We start from the raw sequence: 25,651 nt of genomic DNA, 5'->3' as shown, positions 1-25,651 counted from the left end.
ACTCTAAAATAATTCAAATGTCAAAAGTAGAAGATTTTTTAACCAGGGAAGAAGAGCAGGAAATAGTTGAAGCTATTCGCATGGCTGAAGAAAACACTTCTGGCGAAATTAGAGTTCATATAGAAAAAACGACTTCTAAAGTTCCTTTTGACAGGGCTTTAGAAGTTTTTTATGAATTACGAATGAATGAAACCCAGCTTCAGAATGGTGTTTTATTTTATTTTGCTGTTGATGATAAAAATTTTGTCATTTGCGGTGATAAGGGTATAAACGATCTTGTAACCAATGATTTTTGGGACTGCACTAAAGATGTTATGACAAATCACTTTAAAGCAGGAAACTTTAAGCAGGGAATTGTTGACGGAATTTTAAATGCCGGCGAACAATTAAAAAAATATTTCCCGTCATCAGAAGACAATAAAAATGAATTATCTAACGAAATCTCAAAAGGGTAAATAAATGAAATTTTCCAAAAACAAAATATTAAATTCCAACGGAGTTTTTCAGTTTAGCCTATTGTTAATTGCATTTTTTACTTATACAGGGATTTTTGCTCAGTTTACTATTCCTGAAAAGCCAAGTCTTCAAACCTCTGTTTATGACTACGCTAATATTTTAAGTGCAGCTGAAAAAACACAACTCGAAGAAAAACTAATTCGTTATTCAGATTCTACCACAACCCAAATTGTAGTTATTACCATTGAAAGTTTAAGAGGAGAAGATGTTAGTCAGCTAGCCACAAAATGGGGCCAAACCTGGGGAATTGGAGGGACAAAGCAAGATGACAATGGTGTAATTATTTTATTGGCTAAAAACGAAAAGAAAATTGCAATTAATCCCGGTTATGGTTTAGAAGACCGATTAACTGCCGGAATAGGCGGAACTATAATTCGAAATATTATTATTCCAGAATTCAAAGCCGGAAGTTTTTATAATGGTCTTGATAAAGGAACAGATGCTATAATTGATGTTTTTAAAGGAAAATTCAAAGGTGAAAGAAAACAGAGTAAAGGAAAAGATTTTCCAATACTCCCTTTTATAGTTATTATAGTGATTGTATTAATTTTAGTTTCCCGAAATAAAAGAGGAGGCGGAGGAAATTCAGGCAATAATAACGGTGGAGGTCCAAGTTTGATGGATGTTATTCTTTTAAGCAGTCTAGGCAGAAGCAGCGGTAGCGGATTTGGAGGCTTCGGTGGCGGATCATCCGGAGGTGGTTTTGGAGGTGGCGGTGGCTTCGGTGGCGGATTTGGCGGTGGCGGTTTCTCAGGAGGAGGCTCTAGCGGTGGCTGGTAAAGTAAATTTTGTTTGATGTTTCAAGTTAGTAGAGTTATCTTTGAAAATATTTTACTCAAAAATTAATTCATAATTTATAATTCACAATTCATAATTAAAAAAAATGTTATCACATAAAGCAAAATATGCTCTTAAAGCCTTACTTTATCTAGCAGAACAAGAGGAAGATCACATTTCTAAAACTATAGAAATTGCTGAAGGTGCTAATATTCCTAAAAAGTTTTTGGAACAAATTTTATTAGACCTAAAACGAGGACGTTTTGTGAGCAGTAAACAGGGAAAATTTGGCGGATATTATCTGATAAAATCCAAAAATGACATCACACTGGCAGAAATTCATCGTTTATTTGATGGGGCAATTGCACTTTTGCCTTGTGCTTCTTTAAATTTTTATGAGCGTTGCCTAGATTGTAAAACTGAGGAAGAATGCAGTCTGAGACACGGTTTGATGATTATTCGTGATGAAACTTTAAAAGCAATGCAAAACATAACAATAGCCTCATTGATAAAAAAATAAAAAATATTTTTTCAAACCCTACTAAACTGATAGATTTTATATATATTTGCCAAAAAATAATTAACAACCATTACAATTTTTTGAACAATGAAAGTAAAATCAAGCAAGTCTTATTTATCGAAAAATCTTTTGAAAAAAAGTAACAATATAATTTTCACAGCAGTGAAAAATAATTCTTCTATGATGTGTATGTGCTGGTAAAAAAAATTTAAAAATAAATTCTACTAATTACATATACATAATATAAAAATGAAAAATTCTATAAAAAATATATTTACACTACTTTCAATTATAACTTTCTCCGTTTCATTTGCACAAAATATTGAAGGTAAAATTACAGACTCACAAAAAATTCCTCTAGGTGCAGCCAATGTGGTTATCAAAGGAACAATTATAAGTACTATTGCTGATGAAAATGGAAAATTTAGCCTTGACACAAATGGCAAAAATCTCCCTTTTACACTTTTAGTGCAATATGTAGGTTATAAAACTATCGAAGTAGAGGTTACAACCTTACCTGTTCCTGTATTAGAAGTCGCATTAAAAGAAGAAAATGAACTTATCGAAGTTGTGGTTTCTTCCAGACGAAGAATAGAAAAAGTTCAGGATATTCCAATTGCAGTTTCAGTTGTAACTGGAAAACAAGCTGAGCAAGCCGGAGCTTTTAATGTAAATCGTATTAAAGAACTGGTTCCATCTGTTCAATTATATTCATCCAATCCAAGAAACACAGGTATCAATATTCGTGGTTTAGGTTCTCCATACGGACTTACTAATGATGGTATTGACCCGGGTGTTGGTTTCTATGTTGACGGAGTTTATTATGCACGTCCGGCAGCTACAACTTTAGATTTTGTGGATGTAGAAAGAATTGAAGTTTTACGTGGACCACAAGGATCACTGTTTGGTAAAAACACTACATCAGGAGCCTTTAACATTACAACTCGTAAACCAAGTTTTACATCCGGTGCAGATTTTGAAGTGAGTTACGGAAACTATGCATTCCTTCAGGCTAAAGCTTCTGTTACAGGTGCTTTAAGCAAAAAAATTGCCGGACGCCTTTCTTTTTCTGGTACACAACGTGATGGTCTGGTTGACAATATTGCAACAGGAAGAGCTACAAATACCCTTAATAACCAAGGAATCAGAGGACAGTTACTTTATAATCCTTCAGAAAATACCAATATTATATTAGCTGCAGATATCACAACACAGCGTCCCGACGGATATGCGCAGGTAATCGCAGGTGTTGCGCCAACAAACAGAGCTGCTTATCGACAATTTGATGCTATTATTGCCGATTTAAATTATCAACTTCCAAGCAGAAATGCATTTGACCGTAAAATTGATCAGGATACACCCTGGAGATCAGGACAGGACATGGGAGGTATATCCTTAAATATTGACACTAAAATTGGTGGCGGAACATTAACATCAACAACTGCATGGCGTTTTTGGAACTGGGATCCATCAAATGACAGGGATTTTACAGGATTACAGGTTTTGGCAAAATCACAAAACCCTACAAGACAAACTCAAATTACACAGGAAGTTCGATATGCTGGTCAGCTTTCGTCGAAAATTAGTGGTGTTGCAGGTGTATTCTTTATCGATCAGACATCACAAACAGATGGTACAGAAGAATCAGGAAGTGCACAATGGAGATTTTCTCAAAGTACAACAAGCAATTTATGGAAAACACCAGGTCTTTTTGAAGGTTACGGAATTAAAACTGATGCAAGAATCAGAGCATCGAGTGCTGCGGTATTTGGACAGTTAGACTGGGCCATAACAGATCGTCTGCATGTATTACCTGGCTTGCGATATAACTTTGATAAAAAAGAAGCCAACTATAAGCGTACTACATACGGAGGGCTTCAAACAAATGACCCTGCATTAATTGCGCTGAAAAAATTAGTCTATACAGATCAGGCTTTTGACTCAAGTACAGACGATACCGATTTTTCAGGAAATTTGACTTTGACTTATAAATTTAGCGATAAAATCAATGCTTATGCTACTTATGCAAAAAGCTACAAACCAGTTGGTGTAAATGTTGCCGGGCTTCCTACCCCGCCAGCTGGCCAAACATTAAGTGATCTTGCAGTAATTAAACCTGAAGATGTTAATCATTATGAAGCAGGAATCAAAACTTCTCCATTCAGAAATTCTATCCTGAATCTTACAGTATTCAATACTGACATTAAAGATTTTCAAACAAACGTTCAGGCTGCTGAATTAGGTGTGAATCGTGGATACCTTGCCAATGCAGATAAAGTAAGAGTAAGAGGAGCAGAATTAGATGCCAGTTTTGTAATCAGCAGACAGTTTAGTGTTTACGGAGCTGCAACTTATAGTGACGGTAAATACATTAAATTTACAAATGCGCCACTACCTTTGGAAGAAACTGGTCTTGTTGTGGATGGAAAAGCCGTAAATTATAAAGATGTTTCAGGATCTGATTTACCTGGTGTTTCAAAATGGGCAGGGAGCTTAGGAGGTGAGTATACTAAAAACGCAAGATTCTTCGGGAACTCGGGTAAATTTTTTATAGCTCTTGATAGCTATGCCAGATCTGAATTCTCATCAAGCCCATCAGCTTCAAAATATTTAATAGTTCCGGGTTATGCTATTTTTAATGCCCGTTTAGGTTTCCGTGCAACAGATGGTTTATCTGTTCACTTCTGGGGACGTAATATTTTAAACAAAGATTATTATGAGCAATTATTGCCAGCTGGCGGAAATGCAGGACATTACGCGGCTGTATTAGGTGACCAAAGAACATATGGAATTACTCTAAAATATTCGCTGTAATAAAATTAAAGAAAGTTAGTTTGGTTAAAACGAGATGCACTTATTAAGTGTATCTCGTTTTTTTGTTTTAAATTCACAAAACAGCATTCAAAACAATTTTTATTCTGCCCAAAATCATCACTCATTTGTATATATTCGCAACTTGAATTTATATAACGTAGATGAAATTTTTCAGATTCCTTCTTTTTTGGGCATTTTTAGGTCAATTCTCTTTAGCGCAAAGCACAAAAAAGGTAGAACACCAAACTCTGACATGGATTAGATATTACAATATTTTTCCTCTATCCGAAAAATGGTCATTACATTCTGAACTTGACAACCGGAGCTTTATAAATCCGGTTCATGAAAATGTATTTGTTTTCAGGACACAGGCAAGATATCGAGCCAGCCAGCATATTGATACAGGCGGAGGATTCGCTTACTTCAGCGTTAACACCCAGACACCTTTGTCTGATCCTGAATTCTCAATTCCAGAATATCGTATTCAGCAGGATTTGACCCTTATTCATGACATCGCGAAAATTACTTTCCATAACCGTTTTCAGCTTGAAGAACGTTTTATACAAAAATCGACTAAAACGGAACTGTTAAATGATTTTTCTTTTTCTTTCCGATTTAGATACCGGTTACAATCGACTTTTACACTTTGGGAAAAAGAAAAACGAAGTTTGAAAGGCACCATTTCTGATGAAATTTTATTTAATCACGGAAAAGACAATAAAAAAAATACTTTTGACCAAAACCGGTTTTATACAGCCCTGCGCTATCATTTCAACCCAAATATTGGTTTGGAATTAGGGTATTTAAAAAACTTTCAGAGGCGGTCTAGCGGTGTCGATTTCTACGATCGTGATATTATTCGTTTTACCGTTTATCACAGAATTAACAGAAAAATAAAATCGTAAAACTACACTCTAATTATTGAATACCAAAACCTGACATCATAAGTCTTATTTAAAAAAAACTCCAGCTAAGCCAGAGTTTTTTTTATTATATAATTTTTTTTTATTTAAAATTAACCTTTACAAATAAAAACTTTGTATCTGAGAGCCTTTAGATTATATATCTCTTTCTCTTTCTCCTCGATCTCCTCTTTCACCACCTCGCTCTCCTCCTCTTCTTTTCGAACCTTTTTCAGACGCAAAATTCCCAATTTTATATGCTACCGAGAACATCACATAACGTTTTAAAACAGTGTTTTCTTCATCACGAACTGAGGTTGCAGAAATGGTTCTTGTAGCGCTTTGATTCTGATTCAGCACATCATAAACTTTTATTTTAGCATATAATGTTTTCTGTAAAAAACCATACGATAAACTTGCATTCCATAGGTAAAAATCTTTTTTGAAATCATCCGAAATATTAGAGTTGTAAGTATATCCAAAATCATTTCCAAAAATTAAATTGGATGGCCAATAAGTTGTAGTTTGCAAACCGGCTCGGTGCACAACTGCTGAAGTCGAATTTGCAGAAGTATTTTCGTAATGTGTTTCATTAAATGACAATCCGTAAGATGGGGAAATAGTCAGCAACTCACCATATTCATAAGTAAAATACAACTTAGGAGAAATTGCTGTTGATTTAGCATTATATAATACAGCATTTGTATATCCTTTATTAAAAGAGTATTTTCCATTTAAACCAATCCCATATCGTAAAACATGTTCATCCCTTTTAATCGACTGATTCCAGTTTGCTCCGGCAGAAAGGGAATAATTTCCTGAAATATTTACATACGTCGTCGTTCTTCTACCATTTGCATCAAAGACCGAAGTCGATACAATGTCATTGTCAAAATAATCTCCTTTTAGGGAAAAAGCATATCCCGAACGGGTGCGGAAATCAAAATTCCTGAAATTAAAATTTATCGAATTTTTCTCAATAAGATCTAAATCAGGATTACCAATAATACTATTTAATGGATTATTTAAATTAACGATTGGCATTAAATAATTGGCTGAAGGTATTGCATTTGAGTAATCGTACTTGAATGTCAAATTCTTAGATTTACTAAATTTATATCGCAGCTGGGCAGAAGCAAAAGGCAGGACATATTTTTTATTTAACTGCGTTTCGTTCCCCATATACAATGAATAGTTGTCAAAATTAACAATAGTCGTTTTCGAATCCAGATTTAAGGTATAATTACTTTTTCGCAATGTTATTCCAACTTTTGGCGCTACAGAATTTTGTGCAGATGTCGTATAGGTTGTTAATGAAGAATTCAAATCTAAAATTTCCTCTGTCAAACGGTCGACATCGTAAGTTTTCTGGTCATTTGAAGAACTCTGCCAATCTAAATCGGAACCAAAACGGACTCTTAAAGAATCTGTAATCGGTTCTGTATATTCAAGATCCATCGAGTAGGAGTCGGAAACATTTTTACCACTTGTTTTTTGGTATCTGTTAACATTTTTGTCTGGCTCCATAGTAAAAATGGTCTTAATATCATTAAACCCATCTGAATCATTTTTGGTATTATTATTCGAAAAAACAAAGCTCATATTTCGGTTTTTTTCTCGAAAGCTTTATTAAAATTGATTGTATTGGCAAAATTCGTTGCGGTTGATTCTTTGTTCGATACTGATGTACCATCGTTTAAAAGCTGGCCGTTTTCATCATCCTGCCAAGTTTTACTCGAGGAATCAGATTCTCCATTTGAACGGGTTTGACTAACATTTGGAGTAATAACAAGACGTGTGGTTGGGTCAATTTTGTATTCCAATTCAAAGTTTGCTGTATTTCCAGTACTTTCATTTCGTGTTTTAGAATCAGCCTTAGTATAATTATTACCCGTAGGTAAAATACTCAGTTCATTAGAGTTGCTATCGTTTTTATTAATCGTATTCGAAAAATTGTAACTTCCGGATGCCATGAGTTTTTCTGTCCAGTCATCAGAATAATTAACACCCAACAAGTTAGACTGTGTAATTCCTTTTCCTCCTCCAGAATTTCCGCCTCCCCTGGCTGTTCTTCCACCTCCCATACTGTCAAATACTTCATCTTGTGTAAAACCCGTTGAATTGATATTGTTTGAAGCTCCAAGAATACTGATTTTTTGTTTGTTATTGAAGAAATTCATGATCAGACTGCTCTCATAACGGTCATCAGAGCCATAACCTCCCAAAATTTTTCCGAAATACCCTTTATTTTTCTTTTCATCAATCGTCAGGTTGATACTCGAATAATCTGATGTGGATTCTTGTTTCGCTAATTCTTCTTTTTTGGTTTTAAAATCAGAAACCTGTACTTTCTGTATGATTTCGGCAGGTAAATTTTTTAAAGCCATTGCACCATCCCTGTCAAAAAATGGCTTTCCATTCACTAAAAGCTGATTTACTTCCCTTCCATTAACCGTGATTTTTCCTGCATCATCTACATCAAAACCAGGCAGTTGTTTTAATAATGCTTCTACATTTGCATCAGGACGGACTTTATAAGAAGCTGCATTGTATTCTAAGGTATCCTGTTTCATACGAATTGGCGGAGCCTCACTTTTAACAATTACCTCATTTAAAGCATTAACACTTTCGATCAAATATAATTTTCCAAAGTCTTTGCTTTCCAAAAGGCCATTTTGTTCTTCTGTGTAAGTTTGGTACCCTAAATAATTTATTTTAAGGAAAACCGGTTTATCCAGTTTTTTGGTGTTCAATCTAAAGAAACCGTTTTTATCTGTCGTTGCATAATCAATAACCGTTGAATCTTTAACAGTCGTAAAATAAACGGTAGCCAATTCTACCGGCAGCTGTGTATTAATATCAAGCACAGTACCTTTAAGAACAATATCATTCTGAGCATTAGCAGAATAGACAAAAACAAAAAGCAATAAAAAGTAATATAATCTGGTCATAAAATGTTTGATTAGAACCATAAGACTTCAAAAGAATAAAATGGTTTAATTGTGAATTTCACATTTATTCAAATAGTATGCCATTTCATAAATATAAAGCTGTTTTCAATTGAAAAAAGACATAAAAAAAGTCCCAAAAACGGGACTTAAAAATTTATTTTTCTCTAATATAAATATCAATCGGAACTCCTGAAAAGTCCCAATTTTCTCTAATCTTATTTTCCAGATAACGTTTATATGGTTCTTTCACATATTGTGGCATATTGGCAAAAAATACAAACTGAGGTGTTGGAGTTGGTAATTGCATACAATATTTAATTTTCACATATTTACCTTTTGTTGCCGGTGGCGGATAAGCCTCAATAACTTTCAACATATATTCGTTGAATTTTGAAGTAGCAATTCTTTGTTTTCTGTTTTCAAAAACCTGAACCGTCGCTTCAAGCGCTTTCAATAAACGTTGTTTTGTCAATGCCGAAACAAAAAGAATTGGCACGTCTGTGAAAGGCATTAATTCTTTTTTTATTTTCTCTTCGTAATCACGAGTAGACATGGTATCTTTTTCTACTAAATCCCATTTGTTTACTAAGATCACAACACCCTTACGGTTTTTCTCTGCCAGCCAGAAAATACTCTGATCCTGACCTTCAAATCCGCGGGTTGCATCAATAACCAAAATACAAATATCGGCATGCTCAATTGCCCTTACCGAGCGCATTACCGAATAAAATTCTAAATCTTCCTTTACTTTTGCCTTACGACGAATTCCTGCTGTATCAACGAGATTAAATTCGAAACCAAAACGGTCAAATTTAGTATCAATTGCATCACGGGTTGTTCCTGCAATGTCTGTTACGATATAACGATCCTGACCAATCAAAGCGTTGATAAAACTGGATTTTCCTGCATTTGGGCGCCCTACAACAGCAAAACGAGGCAAATCCTCCTTAACCTCAACTTCTGGTTTTTCTGGGAAAGCTTCGATCAAAGCATCTAATAAATCTCCTGTTCCGCTTCCTGAAATACTTGCGAAAGTAAAATAATCTCCTAATCCAAGATTATAAAACTCAATCGCATCTTTCTCACGCATTGCGTTATCTACTTTATTTACAGCCAATAAAACCGGTTTTGTTACTTTACGCAACAATTTAGCCACCGTTTCATCCATTGGTGTAATTCCTTCTTCAACATCCACTACAAAAATAATAACATCGGCTTCGTCGATAGCAAGCTCTACCTGTTTACGGATTTCTCCTTCGAATACGTCATCACTTCCGCGAACGTATCCCCCCGTATCAATGACAGAAAACTCTTTTCCGTTCCACTCGCTTTTACCATAGTTTCTATCACGGGTAACCCCAGATACTGAATCTACAATAGCTTCTCTTCTTTGTATCAGCCTATTAAACAGGGTCGATTTCCCTACGTTAGGTCTTCCTACTATCGCAACAATGTTATTCATTTTTTTGAATTTTAGATTCCAGATTTTAGATTTTAGATTCTGTTTTTTGACAAAACCATATAATCCTTAATCCAAAATGCTGTGTTTTAATTTTTTGCAAAGGTAGTTAAAAAAATTACTTATTTGCTATCCCGATAACTATCGGGACTAAGTACCTAAGATTTTTATTCTTTCTTGTTATTTTTTTAAGGAGCCTAATCCAGCTGTCCACTATATCTTTTGTGGCGAACCCCGCCACAAAAGGATATCGTTCCCATCTGGGCTAGGAAATCACGGTTTTAAGAATGTTTTCTGTTAAAAAGAGATTATTCTTTTCGCAACCAGCCAAGCAATCTGCTATTTTCAATTTTATATTTGCCTTCCAGATTTTTTAAAGCAATTTTTTTCTCTGGAACTGCTAAAAGGCCCCGGATTCTGCTGAATAATTTCTATTTCATTTATTGAAACTTTAGAAATTATCGCAACATGTCCAAATCTGTTTAAAACCGATCCTGAAAAAATTACTAAATCTCCAATTTCTGGTTTTGATTTACTCGAATTTGTATATTGAATCAAATCTCTGTTTTGGTTTAAATCGCCATCCTTTATTTTTGGATCAAAAAAGTCTTTTGCATGACCGTATGCATCCGGCATTTTATGATTGTAATGTTCGTAATAATATCGTTTTACGAATTCTACACATTGGTATTTAAGACCTAAATTGTAATTGTCTTTTGTAACGTTTCTTTCCAGGACATGATCAACACCGCCATTATAATACACTTTGACTCCGTTTAAACTATCAAGTGGCTGTCCGATTACATAATCACTGTTTAGATTTACTTTTTTTACGACTTTTAAACCAGCGTAACCCAAAACTAAAACTGAAATAATCAAAAGCGTAATCTTTTTAATTTTCATTTCTCTGTTTAAGAATAATGTTCTTTTTAGCTCTATTGCGTGAGGGATGGAAACGACATCCTTTTGTGGCGGGGTTCGCCACAAAAGATATAGTGTACAGCCCGGTCCTTGGGACACGCCCAAACAATTTTACTGATTATATCCGAATCGCTTCAGCATATTCGCATTGCTTCTCCAGTTTTTGTTCACTTTTACGTAAAGCTCAATATGAATTTGTTTTCCGAAGAATTTTTCTAAATCGGCACGTGCATCTGTTCCCACTTTTTTCAATGCGGCACCTTTATGACCAATAATGATCCCTTTTTGTGTATCGCGCTCCACCATAATCACAGAACGGATTCTGATGATTTTTTCATCTTCGTGAAATTCTTCTGTAACGATTTCTACTGCATACGGAATTTCTTTGCTGTAATTCAATAAGATTTTTTCACGAATCGTTTCATTTACAAAAAAACGCTCTGGCTTGTCTGTTAATTGGTCTTTTGGGTAATAAGCCTGTGATTCCGGCAATAATTCGATAATTCTTCCAAAAACTTCCGGGACATTAAAATTCTGCAAAGCCGAGATTGGGAAAATCTCTGCATTTGGCACTTTTTCTTTCCAGAAAGCGACCTGCGTTTCTAATTGTTCCTGATTTGAATTGTCAATTTTGTTTAAAAGTAGTAAAACCGGAATTTTGGCATGAATGATTTTCCTGAAAAAGTCTTCATCTTTTAAGTCCTGCTCTCCTATTTCGACCATGTAAACTAAAATGTCAGCATCTTCAAAAGCCGATTTCACGAAGTTCATCATCGATTCCTGCATTTCGTAAGCGGGTTTGATGATCCCGGGAGTGTCAGACAAGACCAACTGAAAGTCTTCTCCGTTTACGATTCCTAAAATTCTATGACGTGTAGTTTGTGCTTTTGATGTAATGATCGACAATCGTTCTCCAACGAAAGCGTTCATCAATGTTGATTTTCCAACATTTGGATTTCCGATAATATTTACGAAACCTGCTTTATGTGACATTTGCATGATATTTTAAGATGCAAAGGTAGTCATATCAACTCAATAGAGAAAATAAAACATTTTTTAAAGTTTTCGTTGGATTTCTAAAAAATCGGCGTATCTTTGCACCCGAAACATCGCGGGATAGAGCAGTAGGCAGCTCGTCGGGCTCATAACCCGAAGGTCACAGGTTCGAGTCCTGTTCCCGCTACTAAGACAAAGCTTCAGAGAAATCTGGAGCTTTTTTTGTTTTAGTAATTTTGTAAAGATTTTGATTTTATTTAGCTCGCGAACAGGATGGTTCTAACAAGAGTATAATTTTATATTTGTTTAAACAATTCTATTAAGGCATTTTTTGTTGCAAGATGATGCGCAGTGTTTTCTGATGTTTTCCAGTCTCCATCGACAACTGAAAATTTTAAAACAACATTATTGCTATTGCTAATTGTTGATAAAACTTCGATAAACCTTAATATCACTGGTTTAATATATTCTTCATGGTATTTCGGAAGTTTTTCTTCTTTAGCTTCCCATTCGTATGTATAACAATTAATAGGATTATTAGTCTTATTATATAAATCTCGAATATATTCTATTTTTTCATTATCTCTCTCAATATCTAATTTTATTTTGACTTTACCATATCTACCTGCATTAATTCTGTAAATCTCATTTTCTCCGTATAAGGGAAGTTTAGACAAATCTATTTCTCTCAAAAGATTCTCTAAAATTTGATGATATTCACTTCCAAAAATTATTTCGCTCATTTTAAAAAAATCTAAATTTTATTAAACCATAAAAAACATGGTTTTTAATAACTTAACTAAAAAGATAAAATGACATCCTTTTATATCATAGTTTAACTTTTTGTAAGCGAATATAAGGAATGTTTCTAATACAATTTATGCAGATAAAATTTCATTAAAATCATAAAAAAATCGGTTAGATATTTCAATGCTTCCCGCTACTAAGACAAAAGCTTCAGAGAAATCTGGAGCTTTTTTTATTTTTAAATCTTTACAGCTAGTCGGGCTCATATCTGCCACGGCGGACACAGGTTCGAGTCCTGTTCCCGCTACTACAAAGAAGAGAATCAAGAAATTGGTTCTCTTTTTTTATACCCTAAAGTAAGGCGTTACACTACTTCCCAAAGCCTAAAAACGAATTTACTCAAAATAGTAAAAGTTTTACTCTCATTAGCTTAAATTTCAGCTCTTGATGGGTTCCCCGGGCAGTATTAATGGATGATAAAATATCCTGTAGATTATAAAACAATCCTTCAAAAATCAAGTTTCGTATTGTACGATAACAAATCTGCTTTCTTCTTCTTCTTCTTCTTTGTATTTTGAAATGAATATTTTACCGCAGTAAATTAGGATTCCTTATCAATCCCCACATATTAGTTTTAGTCCTGTTGAATCCTCGCCTGCGGGCCATATGGTGTACTCCATGGTAAGCAAAAATATTAGGAATTAAAAACATAAGAACAACACAACATTACGATAAAATTCTCCATAAAAAATAAAATAGAAATATTAAGAAAAAATCCACAAAACTAAAATAAATTCAACAAAACTGCCAGTCCTAAAAGCGTTTTAGGATTGTCAATTCCTTTTTCGTCTTCAAGCATAACATTAACTTTATTCCGAATAGCTGTAAGAGCTACAAACGTTCGATTATAGACTCCTTTTTCATCCAAATTCAATTTTTGGGATGTTTCCTGGATAGAATATTGTTTCCGCCATCTATATTCAAATACCTGTCGGGTTAACTCGGGCAAATCAAGTAATACCTCTTCGATAAGATCATATATTTCCTGCTCCTGTATATCCTCTAAAATGTGAGTATATGACAATGTATTTTCAAGAGCATTCAACTGCTCCTCTCCTACAACTGTTTTTTCTTTTTGTTTCTTGTTCGCTCTTAGATAATCTAATATCCTAAAAGTATAAAAATGAAGCATGAAATTTTTAGCAGAACCCTCACTATTTGTTTTAATCTTTTGAGGATTGAGCCATAAAGTCGACCAAAAGTCCTGAGCAATATCGTTAGTAATGTCTGCATTACCAATCCGGTTAAGAGCCCATTTATACAATAATGACGAATACCTTTTGTAAAATTCGTTAAAGGATTTTTCATCCTTTTCTGCAATCAATTCCAAGAGGTGTCTATCTGATAGTTTCATAATATGGTATAAAATCCCTGTAAAAATAACAACATTATAAGCTCAAATGTAAGAATCAAAATCAACAAAACACATCTGTTGTTTATCAAAAAAAAGTTCTTAACCTTTTCTTTTTATACAAATTACCTAAAACTGAACAATTACAAAAACAACAAATATTCCATCAAGCCTTTGCCTTCGCGCCATTAACAAATACATAACGCATCCTTAACCAATTAGTAATAAATTTCCGAAAGAAAAAGGTGCTTTCGCATACGATTATCTTATTAGAAGCAAACTCAATAGTGCTTTAAAAAAATTAAATATGGATAAAAGTAATAGGAAGTTCTTCAACGACAAACAAGATACAATAAACTGGCTGGCCCAACTATTCGAACGCTATGCTAATGGACAGGCAACTGAAAAAGAAAAAGAAATAATAGAAAATTGGAATCCCGATTCAGGAAAAACAGCTTACAATGCTACAGAAACAGAAGTAAAAGAAGGCTGTAACGCTATTTGGCAAAGACTGACTGTCGAGTTTGGTTTTGAACAGGAAACACCAAAACCAATTGTAAAACAAAAAGTAATCCGTTTAAGTCCGTTTATCAAATATGCAGTTGCGGCAATGGCAATTCTGTTTGCAGGTATCGGAACTTACTTTTTTACTTCCAAAGAAACTATTCAGAATAAAGGTTCACAACAATACGCTGACAACAAAACCTATTTTGAATCCAAAAAAGGAGAGCATCTGGAAATAACATTACCTGATGGTTCTACAGTACACCTGAATAGCAATACCAAGGTAGCCATAATAAAAACAGAATTTAATACCGAAAATCGCGAATTCTGGCTTGAAGAAGGAGAAGCTTTTTTTAAAATTGCCAAAAACCCCGAAAAACCTTTTATCATTCATAGTAGCAGTTTACAAACTACCGTATTAGGAACTTCATTCAACATCAAAGCCTATAAAGAATTAGATGAAACGTCGGTATCGGTACGAGATGGAAAAGTACAAGTGGAGCATCAGGGCAATTTGTTGGGCGTATTCACTAAAAACAAACAAATTACATTTAACAAGACAACGGGAAGTACTGTAAAAAGTGAAGTCAGCTGGGAAGATGCCGCCTCCTGGATGGAAAACCGACTGGTAATGAGCGGTGCCAATGCTAAAGAGTTCAAACTGCGATTAAAACAACATTTCAATGTAACCGTTGAAATTAAAAACAATAAACTCGACGGAAAATTACTCAGTTGCTCTTTCCCCCGCGATGTTAGTCTGAAAGAAGTTATGGATGGTATTAGCTTATTGTATAATATTAAGTATGACCTCAGCCAATCAGACAAATTAATTATCTATTAAAATTTCGAAAACACATAAATATAAAATTAGCAAAAATCAATAAACACCCAATGTACAAACGTCACCTTATAGTGGTTATACTACTACAAATTTTTACAATTAGCACTTTACAAGCACAAACCCTAAATAAAGAATTTCCTGCCGAAACATTAGACAAGCGACTTACAAAAATGACACAAGAAAGCAAAATAAATATCCTTTTTGATTTGAATGTGGTAAAAGGAGTAAATATCCCTGCTTATAAAGCAAAAAATCAAACATGGGAACAAATTTTACAGTCTACTTTATCCTCAGCAAACTTCACCTTCAAAAAAAGTGGGAACTCCTATATTATTGTCAAAAAGGGACCTGTAAAAAAGCTGCAACCGGGAAGCATTAAAGGAACTGTTACAGACAGTCAAGGAGTACCGCTTCCCGGCGCAACCCTACAAATAACAGGAGTAACAAACCTGACAACTATATCTGGTAATGATGGTACTTATTCATTTTCATTACAATCTGGCACATATACCCTGGAAGCAAGGTATATTTCGTTTCAAACACAACGAATTACCAATCTTGTCGTAACCGAAAATAATACAACCTCATTAAATATTGCTTTAAAAGACAACTCTGACCAATCTTTAAGTGAAGTAGTAGTAACCAGCACTTACAAAAAGACAGCTGCTTCTACAGATGGATTATTTAGACAGCAACAAAAAGCGGCTCAAATGAGCGATGGTATTTCTGCTGAGCAAATAGCAAAAACACCTGATAGTGATGTGGCAGCTTCACTAAAACGTATTACGGGAGTAACAACAATAGCGGACAAATTTGTAGTGGTACGCTCCTTGGGAGAGCGATGGAATACGGCGGTGATGGACGGAATAATATTGCCGAGTACGGATTACAACAACCAATTCTCTTTCGATATAATTCCAACGGCAATGGTAGAAAGCGTGGTGGTAAACAAAACAGCTACACCCGATATGAATGCCAGTTTTGCTGGCGGTTATATAGAAGTAAAAACAAAAGACATTCCGAATAAAGATTTTTTCTCTTTCAATTGGGGGTCTTCTTATAATAGTATAGCTACATTTAAGCCATTCCTTTCCCGGCAACAAGGCAAAAACGATTATTTTGGATATGATGATGGTACAAGGGATTTTCCGCAAGGACTTGAATATTCAGATTTTAATACCAAGAATTTCTTTGAGCAATCCAAACGCTTTACCAATGATAATTTTACCACATACAAAACTACAGCTGATCCTGGGTCGGGTTTTCAACTGGCTTTTGGTAAAAAAATCGAATTAAAAAATAATAACAAATGGGGCTTTGCCGGAGCAGTAAGTTCTAAATACGAACAAACCATTTTAGATATAGACCATACTGCACGTTCGAACTGGATGTATAATGCCTTTCGGCCAGATGATACTAATCCAACACGTTTTTTTGATTACAAAAACAGGGGAGCTAGTTATACAACTAGTTCAACAGTTGCAGGAATGCTGAATTTTGGGCTACAGTTGGGAACAAACAGGTTTTCTTTTCGTAATTCCTATACCCATACAGCAGATATTAGCCTTACAAAGATAACGGGTTGGAATGAACAAGGAGATACCGCTTCAGATGATTCATACTATTATTTTTATACTGGAGTATTACCGGAAGGCAAGGGTCTTGAATCGATTGCTTTACCCAGAACCAGCGAATACAACTACCCTGTGTATCAGCAATTGTTGCAAAATAAACTGGAAGGAAATCATAAACTGGGAAACACGATAGATTTAAACTGGTTTGCAGCACGTACAGCAGTTGAATATGATATGAAAGACTTCACATCCAATTTGAAGTATTACGCAATGTCTGGAAACGAAATGTATAAATATTACTATGTCTATAATTCAAGTCCACCCATTGTCAGACAAAATATCGACAATGATTCAGAGGATTATAATTTCGGAGCAAATATCGCCTTGCAACTCAATAAAGAGCATTTTAAAAATACCATCAAGGCAGGATATTTTGGTGCGTTGAGAGAGAATACGAACCAGCAGACTGCTGCAAGCCTGAAAGTAGATGAAAACCGTCCCAACATTCCTGCTAGCGAAAGAAATAGATTAAATATTTATTCGTTTGCTGAACTACTCGATGGCACCCATTATGAGCCAGGGCAAGTAGGCTGGGCCGTCACGGATTTTTATGGCGAAAAATACCACGGCAAAGTTAGCCAGCACGCTCCTTTCCTGATGTTTGATCAGCGTATAAACACCAAATGGAGGCTGGTATGGGGTACAAGGGCAGAATACTACAAATACGAACTGCTGCAAACGCAAAGGAAGGATGCTGTAGAGGATGGCTTTGATGAGAAGCAGTTAGATGACAAACTGTGGGAGTTTTTGCCTTCGGTAAATTTTACTTATAGTCCCACTACCAAAATGAATATGAGATTGGCATATAGCCGAGCCGTGATTAGACCATCGTTTCAGGAACGAACCGCTATTCCCTTTTATGATCCTATTGCTTCAGCAAATATAATTAATGCCGGCGGGGTACTATCTACTATCGTGAATAATTATGATTTTAAGTGGGAATGGTTTCCGGGACTCGGCGAGATACTCTCTTTTGGAGTTTACCATAAGAAATTTATAAACCCTATTGAACGTGTCGGTTATAGAGCTCCTGAAGGAAGCCTGGAGTTATATGTGGCGAATTCCAAACAGGCCATTTTAACCGGTTTTGAAGCCGAAATACGAAAAAGCTTTGGTTTTATAGGACAAAACCCTTTTTTGGACAAGTTTTTTGTGAGTGCCAACTTTACCTTTAACGATACCAAAGTTATAGGATACATAAACCGATTTGGCAAAGACGGGCAGGCAGATACCTCAACCTATAAGGCCAATAGACCCATGTTTGGGCAAACGCCCTGGGCATACAATCTGGGATTTGCTTATGATGGGGAACGCCTTGGACTCAATATTGTTCAGAATGCTAAAGGTGACCAATATATTACGGTGGGTTATGATTATCAAGATGAAGAAATTCAGCGGCCATACAGTACTACCGATGCACAATTGAGTTATCGTTTCCTGAAAGACAAAAACTTTCAGGTAAAATTTAATATAAAAAACCTGTTTAATATACCAATAGAGACCTATAACAATTACCTGAGCTATAAAACTGACAATCCTAATTGGGGTCAGGAAGACAATACGGCGATAAGAGATCGATACATACTATCACCGGGATCATCAAAAAAATACGATAAAGATACAGACGAGCTAATGTTCAGGGGGTATAGAGGAACAACTTTTAGTTTAAGTATGAATTATAGTTTTTAGAAGGATCGAATTTGACCTAGTCACACCTGAACCTGCTTCAGATGAAATACAAATACAGCATTTATTTTGGGTATAGACCAGTAAGAAAAGAATGATAATGAAAATTTATAATTAACATAATGCGCCATTGTACAGGTTTTTCCGCATCCTGACGGGCTGTAATCTTAAAGTTTATTGGTGAGTGCACCATCGGTAGCCTCAAGGGTACAGTAGAAAAAACGGAACCTTTCCAGAATAGCTCAGCCTGGCAAGGGAAGAAGGAAGAGACGCTTTGCAGAGTCCTGCCTCTGGCAATGCAAAGTGATAAAGCATAACCAGGTAACGGGGATACAGAGGCGGGTATCCTTTAAACAGTAAAACGATCCGGATTAAAAATAAAACAACCGGATTAATAATTCTAAACAATTAATATTATGAGAAATTTATTTTTTGTAGCTCTTGTAGCACTATCGCTTACAGCCTGTAGTGAGAATGAAGCTGGATCAGCTGCTGATTCGTTTGGTATGCAATCAGCTTCTGCTGAGTATTCAGCTGCGTGTTCTAAACCCGTGCAAACAGTTTCCGGAAACATTACTGCTTCTACAACCTGGACTGCAGACAAAATCTGGGAAATTGATGGAATTGTAAATGTATTAAACGGTGTAACTCTTACTATTGAGGCAGGAACCTACATCAAAGGAAGCGTACCTAACGGCACTGCACCTACTGGTATATTGGTGATACAAAAAGGTGGTAAGCTAAATGCCAACGGAACTGCTACGGCTCCTGTAGTATTTACCAGCTACAATCTTTTGGATTGTGATGATGATACTACAGCTAGTCCTGGAGATTTCGGAGGGGTTATCCTTTTAGGGAAAGCACAGGTGAATACAGGGACAGATTCCAATGTAATCGAAGGGCTTACAGATCAATCTAATCCTTCTCAATATTACTATGGTTCTACTACTACTACCAATAATACTGATAACTCAGGGTCATTAACTTATGTGCGTATTGAGTTTGCAGGAAGAGTATTGCCTACAGATCCTAACGGAAATGGTAACGAAATCAACGGATTAACAATGGGAGGAGTTGGTTCTGGTACTACCATAGACCACGTTCAGGTATCTTTCGGTAAAGATGATTCATTCGAATGGTTTGGTGGGACAGTAAATGCAACCAATTTAGTGTCGTATGCAGCAGATGATGACAATTTCGATTTTGACAATGGTTATGTTGGTACTATTAGCTGTGCATTGGTATTGGCAAATTACAGCTCTACTCACAGTTTGAGTGGTACAAGCCCAGATTCAAATGGGATTGAGTTAGACAACAATGCATCAGGATCAGGAGCCACACCTTTTACACATCCGGTAATTAGTAATTTAACTATTATAGGGGCAAAAAGCAGTACAAATGGGGCTTTGTATGAAAATGCCATTCACGTACGAAGAAACGGTAGATTAACTCTAAACGATGCGACAGTTACGGGTTATCCAGTAGGAATCCTGAACGAAACAGTGAGCGGTGCTGCTGTAAATTCAGCACACCTTAACTTCACAAATGTGAGTGCTCACGGCTTTACGTATGCTACAGCTTCAAGAATAGGAAGCACTACAGTAGCCCTTACTATTTCTGGCGTAACAGCTACTTCTACATCTAACCCTGCAGCTGTTTGGGGAATGACTCAGCCATTCTTTAATGAAGGATCATGGACTGTTTCTCCAAGAAACTGTGGAGATTTCCAAGGAACGTGGACTAATTATTCGTTTTAACTTAAAGTTTAAATTTTAACCTGAAAACGGGCGGTTGCAAAATACCGCCTGTTTTCTTTATATTTTACAATTATGAAAAATTTATTACTCTTTACTGCTTTATTAGTATTTGGTGTTAGCAGTGCTCAATTTATTGTATGGGAAAACACCTTTGATACCCCAGAGGAGAGAGCCGGCTGGAAATTCTATGACGGGAACAATAACAATAACACCTGGGACATAGGAAAGCAGGTTGTACGTAAAGCCGCAACTCCAAATATGTATGAAGAAGTATCGCCCGATAACGTTTTAAGATACAGTCGCTATATACCAAATGTTGTTGGCGGTCCTGCAAATTTAAAGGCTGATTATAACAACGATATAGAAGACTGGGTCATTTCTCCTGAAATTGATTTAACAGCAGCGTCTGGAGACATTATTTTGGCAGCTATGATAGGCAGAGTAAGTATTTATAATACTACTTCTACAGCTAATAATACTGATAAAACTGTTTTTGTTTATGTAAGTACACCCATAAAACCTGTTCCGGATGTAACAGATTTTAAAGCGTTGCGTGCTGATATTACAGCGGCTTATACTAATAATCCTAACGTACTTCCTAAAAGACTTGTTATTACCAATGCTGATTATATTGCGGCAGGCAACTCATTATTCGCTCAGGCAACGGCAGACCTTTCCCAGTATGCAGGGCAGAAAATCTATATTGGATTCTGGCAGAACAATACTGTTGTAAACAACCCCGCAGCAATCTCTAGTAGTCCATTTAAAGACACCAATTCATCCGCTACCTTCCAAATAGATGAGATGCAGATTTTTGCATCAGCGCTATTAGGTATTGAGGATGTAAACGCTCCTAAAATTGTTACCCAACTAATTCAAAATCCAGTAGTTTCTACTTTACAGTTACAATTAAACCCTGCTTTTGAGCCAACCACTACTTTTGTTAAAGTATATAATATGTTAGGACAAGAAGTATTGGCTACAGTCTATAAAGACCAGATAGAAGTATCGGCTTTGGCGGCCGGAACTTATATTGTTCATATAACAAACGGCACGGTGGTAGAAAAGTTGAAGTTCATCAAAAATAAATAATAAATATTCGTTTGATACTGGCGAAATAGAAAGCTTCAAAAAATTCCCGCTGCTGTTTATTTAGCTTCGGGAAATTAAAACATTTCGAAAGAAATTAAGAATAAAAACAAAATACTTATGAAAAAAGCAAGAGCTTTACTACTCGCCTTGTTAGTAGTTGCAACATCCTGCGAAAGTGAACTTACCAATGAATTTGACGTAGCACAAAAACCTGCAAAGGTCAATATAAAAGGTTTTTCTACTCCTGATGCAATAGAAATCAGGTTAGATGGTAAGCCAGTAATCATTAATGAAAATACTTTCTATACCAAAAAAATCGAAACAACCCTCAACTTTGTGCTGGACAAAGGCGAAAAAAATCCCTTAGCTATTTACAACCACGAAACGGGCACTCAAATCGCCACCTATGAAATTACTTATGATAATAGTGCAGACTATGAGAATTTCTATTTTTTTAATTTACCTGATATTTTTCTAGAAGTCTATGCTGTAAAACCTACTATAAATTTAGGTAAAGTGGGCTTTAAGTTTCTTTTTGCTAATTTAGGAGAATTCTCAGGTACTCAACTTGAAAGTGTAAAAGGAGTGCTGAAAAGAGAAAACGGAGCGGTACTTGCTACATTTGAAAACATTGGAAAAGATGATTTTTCTGAATTTAAGATTTACAATTTTTTCAGCAATACAGCACCCGTATTTTTAGAGCTTTACAAACCGGGTACTACAGAACCTTATACCGGCGCAAGCCCCATAAAAGTACAAATCATTCAAACCTATGGTGTCAATATGATTGTGCTGCAGGAAAAACAAGAAAACGGAACAGTTGTCATAAAAGGAGATATCGATATTGCAGATTACCTTTAATTAATTGATCTTCAAACAAAACCTGTGTTTTTTTTAAACCTCATAAGTTTAACTAATCTACTAAAAGATTCTCCAACTGGTGTAAAAACCGATATTAATTGAAAAGTTATTTTTAAACCAAAAATAAAGGATGAAGAAGTTAATTTTAATTCTCCTGTTTGCAAGTATTTTATTTGCCTGCCAAACCAATGACGATATTCCTTTAACCTATGAGGAAGGCACAAATGAGTATATAAACGATTGGATTTACACACAAATGAAACGCTATTATTACTGGAACGAAAGTATGCCCGGCAAGGGCAATTTATCGTTGCCACCGAAGGAGTATTTTGGATCTTTAGTAAATAAGAATGACCGTTTTTCCTATGCGATCCACACTTCCTCAGCGGAAACATTTCCTCAAAGCCTCCAGAATTCATTTGGCTTTGATCTTTCTTTTATGGAATACGAAGGACAGGTATATGGCGTAGTGATGTATGTACTTTCAAAATCACCAGCAGAGAGAAATGGGCTTGAACGTGGACAGTTAATAACTGCCATTGGTGGCACTGCTTTAAGCCAAGAAAATTATAATAACCTTTATCAAAATTTGTTAGCTACTAAGGATGCTAAGTTACAGATGGTTTCTTATTCTGAAAAATCAGGATTTACAGTCCCTAAACAGATTAATATTAGTCAGGGGTTTTCTTTTTTGCAGCCTGTCCTTAGCCAGGTTATTCCCTACCAGAATAATAAAGTGGGCTACATTGAAATACCACATTTTTATGTTGGTCTTTCGAAGTCGCTACTGAATGCATTTCAGGAATTTAAGAATCAGTCTGTTAACGAAGTTGTCGTTGATTTAAGGTATAATGGCGGCGGCGATGTCTCATCGGCTACAGCACTCAGTATACTTTTAGCACCCAACATACAATCCACTAACCAGTTCATCCGGTTTAAGGGAAATTCCAACGGCGGAGAAGTGAACCAGACCTTTAAAGAATCACTGGAGATGAATGAGTCCCAAGTAAGCTTTGAGGCACTTAGGGCTGCCCATCTGCAAATCCGGAGGGTTTATGTTTTGTGCGGCGGCCATACTGCATCAGCTTCTGAAATCATAATCAACAACCTAAAACCGTTTATGGAAGTGATAACCATTGGAGAGAAAACCGTGGGTAAAGACGTTGCCAGTTTTCCGGTTGAAGACGACAGAATTGTTGGTGCGCAGGCAAAATGGGTTTTATACCCCGCAATTTACAAACTATTTAATGCTAATGGAGAGGGCAACTACGCTGCCGGCTTACAGCCAACTGTTGTATTAAAGGAATTTCAGGAATTAGAAGTCTTCCCTTTAGGAAATATGAATGAAATATTACTGAAGCAAGCCTTGAATTCTATGTCAGGAAATAGACGTAGTATAAAAGGCATGACAATACAAACTCTTAAAAAACAGAACCTCAATGTAGTATCAGAACCATTAGTTATTAAGAAAACATGGCCTTGAAGATAACGAGGTAAAAACAAGTCGTCTTGAATATTAAAGCAAAACACAAGCAGAGTGCAGGGAATTGATGCAAAAGAACACAGGAATATACTGGAGGCTTTTCGTAAGTTTGAAGAACTATCCTCAGTAATTAAAGATAAGATCACCATTGAAGAAGAAACCAAAACCCGTGAAGGGATGGACGAGTTAACAGATACCTACAGCCAGTTCAAGCACCTTATTTCCGAGCTGGAAACCTGTATAAAAGGGTACGAAAAGAAGAGAAAATCTGTACAGAGCATTATGTACAAAAGTATCCGCAAAATGAATTCTGAAATGCAAAAAAGATCTCGCTAAAGAATTGATATAAAAATCATTATTTCGAATATTATAACTCATATCAAAAAAACTAAAATTACATAAAAATTTACATCAATCCCCAACAGTACATCCAAACCAAATTCATAAAGCGAATGAAAGACAGTCCCTATTAATAGCAAGGGAATGTCTTCAAATCTTCCATAAATTGGTTAGATAATTGAATGCTTACCGCTACTTAGACAAAAGCTTCAGAGAAATCTGGAGCTTTTTTGTTTTATAAAACTTCTATTCTTGTCATGTCCAGCGAAGTCGGAAGACTAACTTGTTATTTCATAAACTTTCGTCTTTTTCGGCATCCATTTTAATTGTTCTCTTTCATGCACTCTTCATGCACTATCTATGCTTATCTATACCTTATCTATATAGCTGAACCGTCCTATGTGTAGTCCTGTGTAGTCCTATGTGTAGTCCTAAAATAACTATACAGATTATTAAATAAATCCTGCTTTAGCTATACAACTATAATCCTAAAACAGAGATAGTGCGGATTTGTAATACGTGTACGTAAAGTATAATCATAAAGTTTATCTAGTTTTATTAATATGTGAACGGGCACGGAAAGAATTTCAGCTATCGCTGAAGCAATAAAAAGACTCTAAAGACAAGCATATCGAAAGAAATCCAGATTTTGCAAAAATAGTAAAGGCAGCTGCTTTGGAGATCTCTTTATAATCAACTGTGATAGTATATAAGTTATACTACAACTATGTTCCTGCCACTCGAGCCTTACGACCTTATTTTAGATCATATCTTACTTCATAATTTTGACGAATGCTTTCTGATACACCTGAAACATGAACAAAAATTTCAGCTCCTCCATTATTCTCCCGCAAAGCGAAAATTATGTTGTTATTAAATCGGATTCAACCTATTTTCAGAATAAAAAAAATTGTTTAAATTAGTCATATTATCTGCCCCAAACTGATATTTTATATTCGATTTTACCAAAATTAAATTATCATGAATAAAAAAGGAGCTATAATCATTATAGAAGACGACCCGGACGACCAATATATATTTAGTGACGTTTTTAAAGAACTGAACTATAACAATAAAATTATTTTTTTTAATGATGGACAGGATGCACTTGATCATTTGCGATCAACACTTGAAGAGCCTTTTATAGTTTTCTCTGATATCAACATGCCAAAACTAAGTGGAATTGAGCTAAGAAAGCAAATATTCGAGAATGAAAATATACGATTAAAAACCATACCCTATCTATTCTTTACAACGAGCGCAGACCAGCGGGATGTTATTGAAGCCTATTCAAAATCGGTTCAGGGCTTTTTTGTCAAGCCATCAGATTTTAATGAATTGAAGGATATACTTAGAATAATTGTAGAATACTGGCAGAAATGTGTCTCTCCTATTTATGTAGCCTAGAAAAATAAAGATATGGGAATCTTATCCTATAAT

20 protein-coding genes and 1 tRNA gene are annotated in these 25,651 nt (G+C 35.5%); 14 read left to right on the top strand and 7 right to left on the bottom strand.

Annotated features, from left to right (window positions below):
• Window positions 1-17: 17 nt before the first annotated feature.
• The 5 genes from P5P89_RS13795 to P5P89_RS13775 all read left to right on the top strand — a co-directional run bounded on the left by P5P89_RS13795 (window position 18) and on the right by P5P89_RS13775 (window position 5,532).
• Entirely contained in the window at window positions 18-455 is a 438-nt protein-coding gene (locus tag P5P89_RS13795) for a TPM domain-containing protein (RefSeq protein WP_278008856.1), read from the top strand.
• A gap of 4 nt (window positions 456-459) precedes the next feature.
• Window positions 460-1,296 (top strand): TPM domain-containing protein, encoded by an 837-nt coding sequence (locus tag P5P89_RS13790; RefSeq protein ID WP_278008855.1) that lies wholly within the window; start codon window positions 460-462, stop codon window positions 1,294-1,296.
• Window positions 1,297-1,399: 103 nt separating this feature from the next.
• Window positions 1,400-1,813 carry an RrF2 family transcriptional regulator gene (locus P5P89_RS13785; protein ID WP_223678727.1) on the top strand — a complete coding sequence of 138 codons (414 nt, stop codon included), beginning with the start codon at window positions 1,400-1,402 and terminating at the stop codon, window positions 1,811-1,813.
• Window positions 1,814-2,062: 249 nt separating this feature from the next.
• On the top strand, window positions 2,063-4,627 hold the full coding sequence (locus P5P89_RS13780) for a TonB-dependent receptor (RefSeq protein ID WP_278008854.1): 2,565 nt from the start codon (window positions 2,063-2,065) through the stop codon (window positions 4,625-4,627).
• A gap of 161 nt (window positions 4,628-4,788) precedes the next feature.
• Complete coding sequence (locus P5P89_RS13775) at window positions 4,789-5,532, top strand: DUF2490 domain-containing protein (protein ID WP_278008853.1); 744 nt, start codon at window positions 4,789-4,791, stop codon at window positions 5,530-5,532.
• Between the two features lie 153 nt (window positions 5,533-5,685).
• Here P5P89_RS13775 and P5P89_RS13770 read toward each other — a convergent pair whose 3' ends face one another.
• The 5 genes from P5P89_RS13770 to era form a co-directional block, all read right to left on the bottom strand.
• Entirely contained in the window at window positions 5,686-7,131 is a 1,446-nt protein-coding gene (locus P5P89_RS13770) for an outer membrane beta-barrel protein (RefSeq protein ID WP_278008852.1), read from the bottom strand.
• Window positions 7,128-8,480, bottom strand: a complete 1,353-nt coding sequence (locus P5P89_RS13765; protein WP_278008851.1) for a carboxypeptidase-like regulatory domain-containing protein — start codon at window positions 8,478-8,480, stop codon at window positions 7,128-7,130. Before P5P89_RS13765 ends, P5P89_RS13770 begins: the two co-directional genes overlap by 4 nt.
• A 154-nt stretch (window positions 8,481-8,634) precedes the next feature.
• On the bottom strand, window positions 8,635-9,942 hold the full coding sequence (der, locus tag P5P89_RS13760; RefSeq protein WP_278008850.1) for a ribosome biogenesis GTPase Der: 1,308 nt from the start codon (window positions 9,940-9,942) through the stop codon (window positions 8,635-8,637).
• Between the two features lie 348 nt (window positions 9,943-10,290).
• The gene (locus P5P89_RS13755; protein WP_278008849.1) at window positions 10,291-10,842 is read right to left on the bottom strand and encodes a CHAP domain-containing protein; all 552 of its coding nucleotides are present in this window, start codon (window positions 10,840-10,842) and stop codon (window positions 10,291-10,293) included.
• Window positions 10,843-10,971: 129 nt separating this feature from the next.
• Complete coding sequence (gene era, locus P5P89_RS13750; RefSeq protein WP_278008848.1) at window positions 10,972-11,853, bottom strand: GTPase Era; 882 nt, start codon at window positions 11,851-11,853, stop codon at window positions 10,972-10,974.
• 117 nt (window positions 11,854-11,970) lie between these two features.
• On the opposite strand from era, the gene P5P89_RS13745 reads away from it, so the two are divergent.
• A tRNA-Met gene (locus P5P89_RS13745) sits at window positions 11,971-12,043 on the top strand.
• A 109-nt stretch (window positions 12,044-12,152) separates the two neighbouring features.
• On the opposite strand, the gene P5P89_RS13740 is transcribed toward P5P89_RS13745, so the two are convergent.
• Together P5P89_RS13740 and P5P89_RS13735 are read right to left on the bottom strand one after the other, a co-directional pair.
• Window positions 12,153-12,599 (bottom strand): hypothetical protein, encoded by a 447-nt coding sequence (locus P5P89_RS13740; protein ID WP_278008847.1) that lies wholly within the window; start codon window positions 12,597-12,599, stop codon window positions 12,153-12,155.
• A 788-nt stretch (window positions 12,600-13,387) separates the two neighbouring features.
• Window positions 13,388-14,017 (bottom strand): RNA polymerase sigma factor, encoded by a 630-nt coding sequence (locus P5P89_RS13735; protein ID WP_278008846.1) that lies wholly within the window; start codon window positions 14,015-14,017, stop codon window positions 13,388-13,390.
• Between the two features lie 304 nt (window positions 14,018-14,321).
• On the opposite strand from P5P89_RS13735, the gene P5P89_RS13730 reads away from it, so the two are divergent.
• The 8 genes from P5P89_RS13730 to P5P89_RS13695 all read left to right on the top strand — a co-directional run bounded on the left by P5P89_RS13730 (window position 14,322) and on the right by P5P89_RS13695 (window position 25,618).
• Window positions 14,322-15,359 (top strand): FecR family protein, encoded by a 1,038-nt coding sequence (locus tag P5P89_RS13730; RefSeq protein ID WP_278008845.1) that lies wholly within the window; start codon window positions 14,322-14,324, stop codon window positions 15,357-15,359.
• 50 nt (window positions 15,360-15,409) lie between these two features.
• A complete protein-coding gene (locus P5P89_RS13725) occupies window positions 15,410-18,682 on the top strand; it encodes a TonB-dependent receptor domain-containing protein (RefSeq protein ID WP_278008844.1) in 3,273 nt (1,090 codons plus the stop codon).
• Window positions 18,683-19,095: 413 nt separating this feature from the next.
• On the top strand, window positions 19,096-20,436 hold the full coding sequence (locus P5P89_RS13720) for a hypothetical protein (RefSeq protein WP_278008842.1): 1,341 nt from the start codon (window positions 19,096-19,098) through the stop codon (window positions 20,434-20,436).
• A 72-nt stretch (window positions 20,437-20,508) separates the two neighbouring features.
• Window positions 20,509-21,528 (top strand): T9SS type A sorting domain-containing protein, encoded by a 1,020-nt coding sequence (locus P5P89_RS13715; protein ID WP_278008841.1) that lies wholly within the window; start codon window positions 20,509-20,511, stop codon window positions 21,526-21,528.
• Window positions 21,529-21,645: 117 nt separating this feature from the next.
• Window positions 21,646-22,389, top strand: coding sequence for a hypothetical protein (locus P5P89_RS13710; protein WP_278008840.1), 744 nt, complete (start codon window positions 21,646-21,648; stop codon window positions 22,387-22,389).
• A 130-nt stretch (window positions 22,390-22,519) separates the two neighbouring features.
• Window positions 22,520-23,872 carry a S41 family peptidase gene (locus P5P89_RS13705; RefSeq protein ID WP_278008839.1) on the top strand — a complete coding sequence of 451 codons (1,353 nt, stop codon included), beginning with the start codon at window positions 22,520-22,522 and terminating at the stop codon, window positions 23,870-23,872.
• 54 nt (window positions 23,873-23,926) lie between these two features.
• A complete protein-coding gene (locus P5P89_RS13700; RefSeq protein WP_278008838.1) occupies window positions 23,927-24,208 on the top strand; it encodes a hypothetical protein in 282 nt (93 codons plus the stop codon).
• A 984-nt stretch (window positions 24,209-25,192) separates the two neighbouring features.
• Window positions 25,193-25,618, top strand: a complete 426-nt coding sequence (locus P5P89_RS13695; protein ID WP_278008837.1) for a response regulator — start codon at window positions 25,193-25,195, stop codon at window positions 25,616-25,618.
• Window positions 25,619-25,651: the final 33 nt, after the last annotated feature.

Source organism: Flavobacterium gyeonganense (assembly GCF_029625295.1).
GTDB classification, from domain to species: Bacteria; Bacteroidota; Bacteroidia; order Flavobacteriales; family Flavobacteriaceae; genus Flavobacterium; species Flavobacterium gyeonganense.
This window is presented reverse-complemented; position numbering and strand designations above follow the sequence as displayed.